Annotated in this window: 11 protein-coding genes; 2 read left to right on the top strand and 9 right to left on the bottom strand. The window is 38.7% G+C overall.

Going from position 1 to position 15,118, the window contains the following annotated elements; genetic code table 11:
- Positions 1-5: 5 nt before the first annotated feature.
- Both QQL36_RS26685 and QQL36_RS26680 read right to left on the bottom strand, forming a co-directional pair.
- Complete coding sequence (locus QQL36_RS26685; protein WP_083729509.1) at positions 6-530, bottom strand: hypothetical protein; 525 nt, start codon at positions 528-530, stop codon at positions 6-8.
- A 772-nt stretch (positions 531-1,302) separates the two neighbouring features.
- Complete coding sequence (locus QQL36_RS26680) at positions 1,303-1,962, bottom strand: hypothetical protein (protein ID WP_083729513.1); 660 nt, start codon at positions 1,960-1,962, stop codon at positions 1,303-1,305.
- A gap of 250 nt (positions 1,963-2,212) precedes the next feature.
- Here QQL36_RS26680 and QQL36_RS26675 point away from each other — a divergent pair, with 250 nt between their 5' ends.
- Together QQL36_RS26675 and QQL36_RS26670 are read left to right on the top strand one after the other, a co-directional pair.
- The gene (locus QQL36_RS26675; RefSeq protein ID WP_321567354.1) at positions 2,213-2,812 is read left to right on the top strand and encodes a hypothetical protein; all 600 of its coding nucleotides are present in this window, start codon (positions 2,213-2,215) and stop codon (positions 2,810-2,812) included.
- Positions 2,813-3,044: 232 nt separating this feature from the next.
- Complete coding sequence (locus tag QQL36_RS26670; RefSeq protein WP_083729517.1) at positions 3,045-3,638, top strand: Crp/Fnr family transcriptional regulator; 594 nt, start codon at positions 3,045-3,047, stop codon at positions 3,636-3,638.
- A gap of 530 nt (positions 3,639-4,168) precedes the next feature.
- Here QQL36_RS26670 and QQL36_RS26665 read toward each other — a convergent pair.
- From QQL36_RS26665 to QQL36_RS26635, 7 genes are all read right to left on the bottom strand, one after another.
- On the bottom strand, positions 4,169-5,689 hold the full coding sequence (locus QQL36_RS26665; RefSeq protein ID WP_321567353.1) for a glycosyltransferase family 39 protein: 1,521 nt from the start codon (positions 5,687-5,689) through the stop codon (positions 4,169-4,171).
- A 586-nt stretch (positions 5,690-6,275) separates the two neighbouring features.
- Positions 6,276-6,878, bottom strand: a complete 603-nt coding sequence (locus QQL36_RS26660; RefSeq protein ID WP_321567352.1) for a hypothetical protein — start codon at positions 6,876-6,878, stop codon at positions 6,276-6,278.
- An 84-nt stretch (positions 6,879-6,962) separates the two neighbouring features.
- Positions 6,963-7,724, bottom strand: a complete 762-nt coding sequence (locus tag QQL36_RS26655; protein WP_321567351.1) for a LytTR family DNA-binding domain-containing protein — start codon at positions 7,722-7,724, stop codon at positions 6,963-6,965.
- Positions 7,725-7,733: 9 nt separating this feature from the next.
- Positions 7,734-8,669 (bottom strand): sensor histidine kinase, encoded by a 936-nt coding sequence (locus QQL36_RS26650; protein ID WP_321567350.1) that lies wholly within the window; start codon positions 8,667-8,669, stop codon positions 7,734-7,736.
- 256 nt (positions 8,670-8,925) lie between these two features.
- On the bottom strand, positions 8,926-13,389 hold the full coding sequence (locus QQL36_RS26645) for an efflux RND transporter permease subunit (RefSeq protein ID WP_321567349.1): 4,464 nt from the start codon (positions 13,387-13,389) through the stop codon (positions 8,926-8,928).
- 18 nt (positions 13,390-13,407) lie between these two features.
- A complete protein-coding gene (locus tag QQL36_RS26640) occupies positions 13,408-14,496 on the bottom strand; it encodes an efflux RND transporter periplasmic adaptor subunit (protein ID WP_321567348.1) in 1,089 nt (362 codons plus the stop codon).
- Between the two features lie 251 nt (positions 14,497-14,747).
- The gene (locus tag QQL36_RS26635; protein WP_321567347.1) at positions 14,748-15,104 is read right to left on the bottom strand and encodes a nuclear transport factor 2 family protein; all 357 of its coding nucleotides are present in this window, start codon (positions 15,102-15,104) and stop codon (positions 14,748-14,750) included.
- Between the last annotated feature and the right edge of the window lie 14 nt (positions 15,105-15,118).

The raw sequence follows: 15,118 nt of genomic DNA, 5'->3' as shown, positions 1-15,118 counted from the left end.
TATATTTATTTTGCTGGCAGGCCCCTTCTTTTGATTTTCTCTCTTTCAACAGACTTTACCCAATCTTCATAAAGTTCTGCAGGCATATCTTTATATCCTAGCTGATCAATTGTTCCCTGATTGTTTTTGTACAGATCATAATTGTTCTTCACAAATGCAATATCTGGATGGGCCTTTTTCAGCTCAGTCAAACAAATTGCTCTAAAGAAGTTAGCCTTGATCATTAACAGGGGGACACACTTTGGGTAATAAGTTAAAGCTGTATTCATTATCTTTAAAAGAAAGGTATCATAACCATGCTGAAACCTGTAAGCACAAGCCAGATCAAACATTGCAAAAGCAATTGATTGCTTTTCCGTTAAAGGCGTCATGTATGTTCCCTGCTTTATAGCTTCTACTGAAATGGCTAACTCCTTGATTATCCATTGATCTCTTGGGAAACCGGCATTTGTTAATTCAACATTGACCCATTGTCCTTTCTCGTCAATATGTTTAATGTAGAGATGATTGGGAGCTAGAACTCCATGCACCCACCACCCTTAAGAGATAGAAACCTTTAAAAGGTAACATATCATAACATTCCCAACTTCATGGCCATGAATCAAGTATTATTTAATTTATTAAAAATTAAACCCAATTGGTTCGAGAATGCTCCGCTACTGGGCACGTAAAATGGTTGTAAGTTAAATACTTACAACCATTTTTGTTTTATGTCGAAGTCAATTTTTGCCGCCTTTTTTACGCATTCTGCCACTATTATTGACAAGCAGCATGACAAGCAGAAATTGCCGTACAACTCACACCTTTTCTTACCGAAGCGGTCAAAACCCAAGATTAAATCCAATGCCACAGTCCTGTGGCGCGGCATATCCATTGCTTTCTGTCTCCTATAACCCAAAAGCCACAACGATATGAAAGTTGAATCTTACTTAAACAGAGCAGAAGACAAAAGAATCTACTATTATGATAACGGGAGAAAACCCGGCCAGCGTTTTTCTAACCGGTGGTTAGCTGCACCATCTCATTTAGTTAGATCAGGAAGGAAAAGTGTTCACTTATTCTGATGAGTGCTTTAAAATACTACCAACAAAGTTTTACCTCTTGCCTTATTTAAATATGGCAAGAGGTGCTAAAATACTACTGTACATTACAGTATTTTTATGCAAAAGGGTGCCTTATTTATGAACACCTTCTTATAAATGAACCATCCCATCCTGCCACTTCAGAAAAATGGAGGCGTCAAATTAAAAACTGTCAACTGTAAGATCGGGAGCTAAATCTCCCCGAAGAATGGGCATCACTTTAAAAATGCAATCTGAACTCTACGTTCATTGCAGGCCCTGTCTTATTGTCCCACACCTTTGACCCGGGAACAGCCTCCCCGTTTGATCCATAGACGGTCGTACTCTGCTGTAACACCGCTAACAGCAGCTGTACGCCAAACTCCGCTTTCTGCGGAATGACTTCAAAGAAAGGCCCTATCCCTCCAATCTCACAAAAAGCATGACCTTTCACTTTTACATACTGCTCAGGACTGGCACTCACCATGCTCTTCACACTTACAGGTCCCCAGGTAGTACAGATAATCGGCTCAAGGAAGAAGTTCCTGGAAATAGGAATGTGATAATTCAAAAGAGGACCCATCAGGAAACTGATCCCACGGTTATAGACACCTTTGTCTTTCTTGTCCACAATACTATATCCCCCCGTCACGGTTATCCCGACAGACAACTTATCTGCTACAAAATATCCTCCTTTGGCAGAAAGACTGGCAGACGTGCCAATGTACTGCCCCATAGGAGCTACAGAACCCTGTATACCCAGGCCCCCTCCCAGCCAGTAATCCCCCTTTTTTATCTTGAGGGTGTAGGATTGTGCAGAGCAGTTCAGGAAAGTGAATATGGGAAGAAGCGATACTAGTACCCCGAATATAAAAGGCACTGGTTTTGATTTGTTTTTCATCTAATTGTTGTTGTATGTATAGAATTGGAATCACATGGATTACTTCCTTTTGGTTGATATTTTGATGTTGAGGCTGAAACAAATGTAATAACTTCTATAATAAGGCTCAAAAAAAGCCGTTTTTTTTTAGTTTATCGCTATCGGTTGCAAAAGCAAATTAAGATAGTTTCCTGTTCATTTGGTAACAAATGTGGAGTAATGGCGTGATGTAAACATTTCATCTTTGCGGTATTGATAAAATACTTCAAAGATGAAAAGTTACCTATTATTGACCATTGCCTTCTTTTACGGGATGGTACTGCATGCACAGTATGGTGTGAAAAGCAGTTTCTGGCACCCTGATCCACCGCATTATAAAGCTAAACAAGCCATTGAAGCGGAATCGCTCTTCCCGATGTTTTTTACTGGTGGGTACCATGCCGCCGCAGGATTCCGCTACGATAAATTCCGCGTAAGAGTAAGCGTTATCAATGGTGGCCACTACAATGCAGAACCTGCCGGACTGAAAAACCAAAAGGATGATTTCAAACGATTCTACAAAACATCTCCAGGTATCTTCCTGGGATATAATATCTGGAAGAACCTGGAACTCTATACATTTCTGGAAATGCACACCTTTGCCATTGAACAAAAGTCTACCGGCATTCGCCAGGATATACGGAGCAATGACTTTGGCGGGGGTATCAGCTACCAGTTTTTCTTTGGGAAATACATTTACCTGCAACCTGGTCTTCACTTTTATTTGCGGGGCGATAAAACCCGCGATTTCAATGGCGTAAAATACACGATACCCAATGCAGATGTTGCCCCGGTCATCCGTATTGGTTTCAGGTTATGGGAAAAACAATAAGATTAATGATGTTATGGGTGCGTATGTTATTCGCTTGTGGCAACTATACACACAAGGACATGACAATTATAGGTCAATCTTCTCCTGCAATGAAACAGCTATTGTATTATGCCTCATTGGCAGGTAGTTCACACAACACGCAGCCTGCGCAGACCCATTGATAGTTTTACAATATTTAAGTAATCTTTTTTGTTTTTGTAAATTTGTCCCACAATTCATATGTATTTGTGGGATGACAGATAAACAGGATCTAAAACAACAGGTTGAAAGCCTTTGTTCCTTGAGCGATAAAGAGTGGCAGACATTTGCTGCACGGCTAAACTACAGGGAGATCAAAAAAGGAGATTACGTTTTATACCAGGACCGGGTTTGTGATTTCGTGGCATTTGTCCAATCGGGAGCTTTTGTTTATTTCCGCTCTTTGGAAAATGGAACGGAGTATACCACTGATTTCGGTTTCAACGGTGAATGGATTGGAGATATGTATAGCCGGCTGAATGGCATCCCTTCTTTTCTCAACATTAAGGCATTGGAAGATTCGGCGATACATATTTTATATCAAAAGGACCTGGATGAGTTACTTATTGCTATCCCAGCGTTGGAAAGGCTGCTCCGGATTCTGGTTGAAAGAGCTTTTTTGAAGATCGTCCGACAAAGCCTGCACTTTCAGATAGTCGATGCAAAAGAACGTTACCTGATATTGATGGAAGAATCGCCGGAAATTTTGCAAAGAGTCCCCTTGTACCATATTGCCAACTATCTGGGTATCGCTCCCAAATCGCTGAGTAGGATCAGAAACAATACGGTTAAAGGAAGACAGCCCTGATGAAACGGTATTTAACGCTTTTAAAAAAAAGATCAGATGGAATTACCAGATTGAGAGGACTATGTAAAAGCGACATTTCAGAATTAGGCTTTTACAATTACATCATCTTCAGACCAGGATTATTGTTACGAAAAGATACAGATAGAGAAGGAGAACGAGAACGAATAAGCGCCGCTTTGGTATCGTTATTAAAATGGGTGGGAATAATTAAAAAAATTAAGCCAGTGCCTACCGCTATACTTGCAGAAATAAGGACTATCAAACTACCACATAAGATTAAGATTTACTAGCCCAGGAGTTTTAATCTATTAACAATCAATACTAATTGGTTCGAAAACGTTCCACTACTGGGCATTGGTAAGGCTTGATAATCATTGCTTATCAAGCCTTTTTGTTTATGGTTATCTCAAAACCTGATCCCGCTTTTTCCGGATAAAGTTTTGGATCAAGTTGAATTGACTAATTTTTCATAAATCATCTGATCTGGTTTTTACAAGTGGTAGTGTCAAAAAGGCAAGAGCAACAATTTGCTAATATTTTCTCTCTTCTACAATTTCATCTTTTATTCGCTGCCTTATGTCGATTTTGGCACCCGTAAAAAGGAAAATTGTTGTTCTATATTCTCTTGCATTCGGATTGGTGATAGAATCAGCTGCCACTCCGGTATGGAAATAAGGACCTGTTTGTTGCAGTTCATCATCCCTGTCATAATAGTCTTTCACTCTGATCAGGTTTTCATACCGCTCATTCAGTACAAACCAATTGATATAATCGGCATTAAATGAGACTGCTTGTATACCTTTTTCAGAATAATAATTTATGGCGCCTGCCTGTCCATAATTATCACAAAGCACCAGGGTCTTGCTCCAGGTAGGAAGCTGCGTATAGATACTATCCACTTTGTGTGCCAGTTCCTTCCATCCAAGCATGTCTGCAAAGTCCTGCGGTAAAGCATGGTCTTTACCATCCTCCCAGCGAAGACGTCCTAATCTTTTATATTGTTGCTGGTGTTTCAAGATATATTCTGGACCATTATTAGGAAAAGCAACCTTGTACATTGGAAAGAAGACAAGCAGGGGGATAATAATTACAAAAGGACGTAAATATCTTTTCCAGTCTCCTGACAATGCCCTTGAAAGAAAAACAGCGCCAAAAGCTATGTAAATCGGATATACTCCAATGGCATAATAATCTTTTGCCTTAAAGTAGATGAAAATAGATAAGGTGAAGATGAATGTCCAGAAGAAGAGCCTGTATTTTTGAAACGGCCTATATAATACCAAAGCACCTAATCCAGATAAAATTACAACAGCTGCACCAAAAAAGAATAGCAACTGGGATTTTAAAAACCCCTCCCTGCTTACATTCACCAATTGGTAGCGCGATAACTCTTTCATGTGGCGAACAACCGGAAAATCGTTGTTGTATTGCCATAGCAGATTCGGAAGAATAAGTAATAATGCAAGTAAAACTGCCAGATAGAATCCCTTACAGGTAAATACTTTTCGTTGAGGTGATAGTACAAGTGCCGGGAAAACCCCAAGGAGCAGGAATATTATGTTGTATTTATTCAGGAATCCAACGGCGAAAACAATGGCGGCAAGCAACAGCCATTTCTGCTTTTCTGAATTTATATACTTTATGATGCAGTAGTAAAAGGCCGTCCAGCTCAGAACATCTAATGAATTAGGCTGATAGAGGGTATTTAAAGCCAATATGGCTGAAAACAATACACAGGTTGCTCCTGTAGTTAAGGCAAACAGATCTCCGTCTAATTCTTCAATCGCCTTCCATACTATCAGGATAGTCAAGGCTCCGAATAGCGCAGGAAAGAACTTAATCCAGAAGATTGAATTTCCTAGTAGCAGGATCAGAAAGGAAATCCAGGAAGTCACGGGAGGTACCGATAAATAGCCCCATGCCAGGTGGTGTGCCTGATCAAGATGTAAATATTCATCCCGTTGTAAATCGTATTCAGGGCTTATTAAAATATATTGTAATAAGAATTTTAATATTATGAATCCTATTAAAACTATTGTTCTTTTTTTCATAAGCAATTCATTAATACGAGTTTGTAATAAAACGACATTTATTACAATTGTCATGTGAGCTTTTTATAAAAACTTGAAAACTAATTATTCCGAAACTGATACGGAATTTTATTCCAAAACTGGTGCGTTTCATACACTAACTTTGGGTTGCTCAAAAATCATTGCATTTCTCTTTGTGAAAGTCCAATTGAAATGCAACGGAACATCTCGGCAGATATTCAGTATCACGTTGTACCAACGTCAGAACAAAAATATTGCATAAATGCATTTTCAGCGCAGGTCAAAGAATTTAACTATATATAATTTATATAGCTAACAATTCAGGAATTTGCGCACACATTTTACGTAATTTATTGATAACTAAAACCGTTTGGTTCAAAAATATACCGCTACCAGGTACGATAAAGCTCTGTAAGCAATTGATTTACATAGCTTTTTTCATTTTTGTAATGTCAATATGCCGGACATCCGGAAAGAAAGTGGTATGACCTGATGCAGATGACAATTCATGGCGACAGTATATTCTGGAATCAAACCCCCATTTCTGTTTATAAAAAAGATACCTTGTATTCAGCATCGGTTAATACTAAAACAGTTTTGTTGTTATACCTACTGAAATTCCTGGCACATCATAGTTATTGTTTTTTATAAATGGCTGTTTAATATGATAGAGATAACTACCTTCAATAAAAATTGCGGCACTTTTAACGAAATAGAATTCAATACCACCAATACCTGCCATCACAGGAACCATTTTTGACTGTTGTGATACCTTGTATCCATTGGTCAGCGATGTTATATAAGGATAAGAATAATCACTCATTCCGCCCTGCACCAATGCAAATGCACTAATCCTCTTGTAAACCTTACACCTATATCCCATTCCTAACAAAAAATCGTCTGCATTAATTTTTCCTATAATAGCATTCGTATTATCAACTGCCCCATTGCGGTAGTTATTAGTACGACTGTTATAGTTAAAGCGCAGAAATATACCCTGTCGGTCCTTTATCCTTACCTCCGCACTGGTACTTAAAACAAACCCGGACTGAATCCCCCCGCCTGGTGATAATGTATATCCAATACCGAATGGTAAATATAATTTGTCGAAAAACGTTCCACCTGATGACTGGCCGCTGGCATGAGCACAGGTAAAAAAGAGCAGAAAAAAGAGACACAGGTTCCTCATGATATTATTTATTTGGTAATAGATTTCCGTACGCTGAAAATCAGCGCATGTGACTAATAATGATTATGATCAAAGATTAATGGATCAGGCTTGATTCAGCCATTTCTTCAGCTGGTTGGATCGCTCGCGGCTAATTAATATTTCTTCATCGACCGCAGGTGCTAACTCAATTTTTAATTGTCCATTATGAGAAAGATGAATAGCTTTTATACATTTTAAACTAACAAAGTACTGTCTGTTTAATCTAAAGAAATTGGCAGGGTCCATTTCTTTTTCTAATTCTTCCAATGTCTGATCAACAACAAACAAATCGCCATTATGAGTAATCAAATAAGTATTTTTATTTGCAGATTTAAAGTAGGCAATCTCTGATCCTCCTATTGGTACCAGTCTGTCACGATGAGGAAGAAGAAATCTTGACCGATAGACCTCCTGCTTATGTTGCATGTTTTTTATCAGCTGTACCAGACTTTCATCTCTTACTTTGTGGTTCATTGACTGTACTTTCCGGATACTCCGTTCAAGTTTATCTGTTTCTAATGGCTTTAAGAGATAATCAATTCCATTTACCTGAAATGCTTTCAATGCATATTCATCATATGCTGTGATAAAAATAACAGAAGACTTAATTTCTACCTGGTTAAAGATTTCAAAACTGTTACCATCCGTTAACTGAACATCCATAAAAACAATATCAGGATGGGTGTTCATTTGGAACCATTCCACACTAGACTTAACAGTTTGTAGCTTGCCAACAACTAAAATAATTACATCTAATTCCAAAAGACATTTTTCAAGCCTTTTGATATTGGGCAATTCATCTTCTATAATTAACGCTGTAATCATTTAAAAAATTTATTCCTGATCACTCAATTTTATTAAAGGTATCTCAACAGTAAAAAAATCAATGTCATCAATAGTAGCAGGCACCTTCTTATTCAACAGCAAATATCGCTGCTCAATATTCTTCAATCCCATCTGCAGCCCATTTTCTTTGTGTAAACGCGGGGACTTATTATTTTTAACGGACAACAATTCTTCATTTGTAAAATATATCTGAATTGTTAGCGGCTGGTCCAGGGAAAACATATTATGCTTAATGGCATTTTCAATCAACAGTTGAAGAGTTAAAGGTGGTACACCATATTTGTGCGCAAACGCAAGTTCCCCTATTTCAACTTTAATACTATCCCCATACCGGGTTTGGTATAAAAATAAATAGCCCTTAATGAAATCCAGCTCATCACGCAAGGAAATAATATGTTGGGTTTTATTTGAAAGCATATACCTATAAATTGATACCAATTTTTTCATAAAATTGATCGCAATTTTTGGCTCGTCCTCAATGAATGAAATCGCGGCACTTAAATTATTAAACAGGAAATGGGGATCCAATTGCAGTTTAAGAACATCCAGCTGCGCTTGATTGGAAAGACGTTCAAGTTCTAAACTCTTTACGCTGGCATCATTCCATTTATAGAAAAAGTATTCAGCTGTAAATACTGCATTAATGAGCAGGCACAATATCATCCCAATGATAATTACCTGCCTGAAGAGTGTATCATCATGAAAGTATATTGATAGATATACCTCAAAAAAGAATAGTATAAGCAGTAAGGTAATAACACTATGAATCCCTAACTGGATTGCAATCCTTTTACCTATACTTCTCTCCCACGGATACCATTTATTTAACAAATGTGTAAGCTGAATTCCCAGCTCAAATAAAATAGAAGCATAACCAATACAGAATAAGATCTGTAAAAAGAATTCACCGATACCCATTTGCATAACATCTCTTAACCAATTCCCGACTGGATTGATCAGCTGAAAAAAAAGATATAATAAAATCCCAAAGATCGGGTACCCGTAAAATCTAAATAATTTATAATTATGGTTACGCATACGCTAACTTACTACTATTTAGAACAAATTCAGATGCTGGCTGTTCATATCTTCATTGTTTTTTAGGGAGGCCTGATATGACTATCAGGCCCGTCTACTTATCCTACAACTGTTTTGCTTTTGACAAAACCCTAAAACAATATTAATGGATATTCCCCGTCACCTTAGATAGAGTGGCTATGGAGGATAAATATTCAAAGACACCTTGTGTATAGTCATTATTTGATTGTAACAATGCCAGATCAGCATCCGCAACTTCAGTATATTTAACAAAACCCATCTTCCAGCGATTACGCATAAAGTCAAGGGATCTTTCTCTTGCCGCACATACCTCCTTTAACCGTTCTATATTTTTCTTATTCTCTACTAACGATGCTATACTGTTACGTATCTGTAAGCTCATTTGGTTATCCAATAATGCCCGCTCGGCTGAAAGCTGGTCCAGTTGCAACATACTTTGTTGCACGCTGGCATTTGTTCTGAAGCCGGTAAAAATGGGTATGGTTAATTGTAATCCTACAAAGAGGCTATTGGGATATTGATAATTACCGAATTTGAAATTATCGGATTGAGCCTGTATACCATATTGGCCTACAAATCCTAAAGATGGCAATCGTTTGGCTTTTTCATTACTAATCTCCTGCTGAGCCATCTGTCTTTTCCAGTCATTCACCTGAAGATCCGGGCGTTTACTGGCTGCTTTGGATATTTCATCCAATAATTGCTGCTGATTACCTAATAATGACATTGATATGCTATCTGTCAAATCGAGATCTGCATCAGGGGAAAGGTCCAGGAGGCTTTTCAGATAATTGGAGCTCATTTCTACAGCTGTTTGCCCCTTGTTAACATTTATATTCATCAATGACACTTTACTCCAGGCCATCAATGTATCATTACTACTCGCGTACCCATTTGACATTAGTGCTTTACTCTCATTTAACTGTTGCTCAGCCCTATTCAATGCTGCATTTGCTGTCACCAGGTTCTGCTTTGTAACCAGGATATTGAAATAGGCTTTACGGATCTCATCAGCAAGCTCCCAGCGGGATAGTGCTAAATTTGCCATCTGCAGATCTTCATTCAATTTTGCTGATTTAATATTTCCAAAAACGGAGGCATTAAATAAAGGCATGCTGACATTGACTGTACCATTGTAAGCATTTGCAGCAGATGCAGGAACAGCCTGTAGTTGTTTAGCATCATAGGTAACCTGCCCGGCTGCATTCACACTAAAGGTTGGTAGATAAAATACAGCAGGTTTTATATTACGCATATAAGTAGCCGTTGCTTCTATTTGCGGATATAAATAAGATTGGGCTTCCTTCAGGCCGTATTTAGCCTTTTTAGCCTCAATCTGAGCTAATTTAATTTGTTGGTTGGCATTTAAACCTGAATCAATGGCTTGCTTTAAAGATATCGATACTTGCTCCTGACCTTTACTCCTCATTGTGAAACCGGAAAGTACCATTAATAACAGGATAGCTTTAGCCGGTATATATGCCATGCGTTTGCCACCTCTGGCGTGAAACAGTCTTTTTACCTTTGTTACCAGGTAATATACAACGGGTACTACCACCAGGGTCAGGAACATACTGCTGCTTAAGCCGCCAATCAGTACCCATGCCAGTCCGCTACTAAAGGCAGCAGAGGCGCCACTTGCCAAAGCGAGTGGCAACATGCCAATTACCATTGCAAGGGTGGTCATCAGGATCGGCCTGAACCTGGATTCACCAGCTTCTATCAGAGCCTGAATTACTTTACCAGTACTGACATTGTCTCCCAGCAATTCATTTGTTCTGTCAACCAACAGGATACCATTCTTTACCACCAGTCCCATCATCATGATTAAACCAAATATCGCAAATACGTTCAATGACTTCGCGGTCAGGGCCAATGCTAATAATGCTCCACAAAGTGCCAGCGGGATAGAGAACAGAATAATAAATGGGGAGATCCAGTTATTATATAGTAATACCATGATAAGATATACAAATATTAAGGATACAAGTAATGCTGTTATCAGACTACCAAATGAATCATCCTGCATTTCCAGGTCACCTTCATATCTCACTGTAATACTACTATTGAGATGTAAACCATTTATCGCATTTTTAATATCTTCACCTACATCGCCTACCGGGCGGCTTGACACCTGGCTTAAAATAGTAACAGCCGGTTGTTTGTTCCTTCTGTTAAGTACTGATGAACCTGCCTGTTTTGATACTTCCGCAAACTGGTTGAGGTAAACTACCTGTCCCTGTTCATTTATAAAACTCAGCTGCATCAGGTTAGCTGTATGATTAATGTCGCTTTCATTTAACTGGATATGAATATCCTTTTCTTTATCATGATCACGGAATTTCATCTCATCATATCCGTAAATACTCATACGTAATGCTTCTCCTATAACAGCTGTACTTAATCCCATTCTCGCCATTTTTTCCCTGTCAAGCACCAGCTTCAATTCTGGCTTTCCATCCTGAGTGGATAAACGGGGACTTAATATTCCCCTGATAGATTTAATAATTTGCAAGATCTTTTCAGCAGCCAGGTTTACACTGTCCCGGTTTGTACCCGTAACTAATAATTGTATAGGAGCCTCATTTGCTCCAAACAGACCTATTGGTGATACTCTGCTTTTCACACCTGCCACCTGCATTGCAAGCGACTTTACCTCCCTTGCTAATTTTGCCAGTGATTTTCCCCTTTCGTTTACTGGTACCAGAGTAATATTAATAGTAGCAATATTGGTATTATATCTTTCATCAAATCCGTCATTCTGATAACCAACATTTGAAAATGTCCTGGTTATTTCCGGGATGTTTTTCAACTTTTTCTCTATCACTTTCACTGTTGAATCTGTTGTTTTAAGTTTTGTACCTGCTTCTAAATCAATAAACAAACTCATTTCCCCTTTATCCGCTGCAGGTAAGAACTCAGTTCCTACGATTCCTGTTGTCAATAATGAAACAGCCCCTCCAAGTGTTGAAATAGCAACAATCCCAATGATGATTTTATGTTTTAAGCTCCAGTTAAGTAGTCTCCCATACCCTTGTGTCAATTGTTGGATCCGGCTTTCAAACCAAAGTCCCAATTTACCTAAGAATGTCTGAGCATCCAGGTGTTCAAGTTTTGAAAACCTTGAAGCCATTATAGGGGTTAGTGTAAAAGAGACAACCAGGCTTGACAAGGTAGATACAACAATTACCAGTGAAAACTCTTTAATCAAACTGCCTACCAGTCCGGTCACTAATGTCATTGGCAAGAACACAACTACATCCACAAACGTGATCGATAAGGCCGCAAAACCAATCTGATTACGCCCATCCAGGGCAGCTACTCTTTTATCTTTCCCCATTTCAAGGTGATGGTATATATTTTCAAGGACCACTATTGAATCATCTACCAATACACCAATTACAAGACTTATAGCAAGTAATGTCATCAGATTAAGTGAATACCCAAGCGCATACATCATGATAAATGCGCTGAAAAGAGATGCAGGAATAGATACCATGATAATGACTGCATTCCTAAGACTATGCAGGAATACCAACATTACCATTGCCACAAGGAAAATAGCTACTCCTATATCTTCATATACCTGATGAGCTGCGGCAAGCGTGAATTCAGAACTATCCTGTGCAACATTGAATTGCAAATGATCCTGTTTATAATCGTTCTCAATAGCAACAATGGACTCCCGGACCAATTTTGCCACCGCTGCTGCGTTAGATCCAGATTGTTTATTTATAAAAATGCCTATTGATGATTTTCCATTTAAACGACAGCGCACATCTTCCTCCCTGGGGCCACTATGGACATATGCCAGATCACCTACTTTTATAATGCTGCCATCGTCGAATTTTTTTACCACAATGCTTTTCACCTGGTTGGTGTCCGTCAATTTGCCACTTAACCGTACACCAAATTGCGCATCGTCGTCTTTAATTGTACCAACCGGATAGTCAAGGTTTTCTCTCTGAATGGCTTCAAACAAAGCGGTGATCGGTAGTCCCGCACTTGTTAGTTTATTCTGCCTGGCAAGTACTTTAATCTCATTTGGTGTCCCTCCTAATATCTTTACTTTACCTACTCCTTTTAGCTGCGCTAATCTTGTCTTAATCTGGTTATTTACCAGGTCATATAATTCACCTGCACTTAGATCTGATGTTACCGCCAGCTTTACCACAGGTAAATCATTCACATTGAATTTTTCTAACACAGGTGTCTTCACGCCAGCGGGGAAGTCTGCAAGTATAGTATTAATAGCACGCTGAACATCTTGTAATGCCTGGTCCTGATCTGCATCTGCCACAAACTCGACAGAAACAACAGAAAGATTCTCAGCAGAATTGCCGCTTACTTTTTTGGTTTTGCTAACTGTGGATACAGCCTCTTCAATTTTATTTGTCACGCTGTTTTCCACGTCCTCCGGTGAAGCACCAGGATAAGCGGTGATGATGGTAACTGAGGGAGTAGCTAGATTTGGGAGTAATTCATATTTTAAATTCTGGTAACTAAGAAAACTTAATCCACCTAAAATCAGGAATAGTACTATAAATAAGATCGGCCTTTTAATAGCCAGTCCGGTGATGCTCATATTGAAACATTAAATAGTTTAGAATGATTGGTGAATATCCAGATGTTGAATTTGCTTACCATCGGCTGCATTCAGCATACCATTGATCATGATGGTATCTCCTTTATGAAGACCATCAGATACCACTATATAATCACCATATGATTTTCCAATAGTAATAGGTGTCAATACTGCTTTGTCAGATCTGTGGATCACATAAACAAAATTTCCTTTTTTATTTGCAGTTATAGCAGTACGGGGGATGGCAATGCCTATGCTTGTTTTATCTGCGTTAAAAACAACAGATGTACTCATCCCTGCTAGTAGCTTAGATGGACGATCATTTTTAATTATAATTTCTGTGGGGAAAGTTTTAGCATCAGAAGAAACTGGAATGATAGCATTTACCTTACCTGAAAATATCAAACCTGGATAGGCATCTGCTTTTATTTTTACATTGTCACCGATCCTAATACCTGCAATCAATGTTTCAGGTAAATAGACAGTGATTCTAACTTCGTCCAGGGCTGCAATTGCACATAATTGTGTGCCGGAACTAACAAATTCACCGATATTTACTTTCTTCTCAAAAATGACGCCTTTGGCAGGAGCAGTTACTATTGTCTGGGACAATTGCTTTTCACTGATACTTAATTGCGATTCCGTATTTTGCATTTGCAATTTTGCATTTGAGACTTCGATCGCTGACGCATTACCAGTCGCTAACAGGGCTTTCAGGTTATTATAATCTTTAACCGCTTTGTCATATGCATCCTGATTGATCTTATGCGCGGCTGTTTTAGTAACAGGGTCTAATTTTGCTAACAGCGTTCCTTTTGATACCTGTTTTCCTTTCTCGATGCCTGAATAAATTATCTTACCCTCTGTTTCAGTAGTTACGGAAATAGTCTGGCCCGCCTCCACTGAACCACGATATATAAGAGAATCTATAAATACAGAATCACGAACAATAGTTGCCTGTGCATTATACCATCCCAGGCTTTGCTCTTCTTTAATTTCGTTTTGAACAGCTGCCTGATTTTCACTTAATTTGAAATAAATACCTGCAAATAAAATAATTACTACGGATAGGAGTAACAATATTTTCTTCGTCTTGGTCCAGTTCATTTTTGTGCTTGATTTTAGGCAAATGTGGGACGAAGAATGGAGAGGAATTTCTTAAAATGACCGACTTGACATAATTAATAACTGAAATTACATGAGCTGGTACCGGATATAATTATATAATATGGGAAATAGATATAAGCTATGCAGAATGCCATGCATTTAAAAGATGCATGGCATCCGTACGAGATACAATGGCGAAGGTTGTAGCCAGGGGTTTCAATATAGCTTAGCCAAAACTAACTGCGATCTTTCTAATTGTAATGCCCCATCGCCTGAAACACCTTCCCATCCTCATCAAACACAAAAAATTCTGCCGCTTTCTTTCCATTAACACTCGAATAGTAAATGATCACCGTATTCATGCATGATAAGATTTCATGCAGCTCGAAATGAAGATCCGGATATTTCACCAGCGCCTTTTCCCAATAATTCCGCACGTTATCCTTTCCCTTCAGGCGGCCATCCGGGCTGATGCCCATTTGTAGTATAAAGGGACTGCTCATTTCAAAATCCTCTGTATAATGTTCGAGTACCGCATCAAGGTCATGCGCGTTCCATGCGGCTACCCATTCGTCCGCAAATTGTAGGGATTGTTCGCGTGAGATCATATTTTTTTTGATAA

The organism is Chitinophaga sp. LS1 (assembly GCF_034274695.1).
In the GTDB taxonomy this organism is placed as follows: Bacteria; Bacteroidota; Bacteroidia; order Chitinophagales; family Chitinophagaceae; genus Chitinophaga.
The sequence above is the reverse complement of the archived record's forward strand: the minus strand, read 5'-3'. Positions and strand labels throughout refer to the sequence as shown.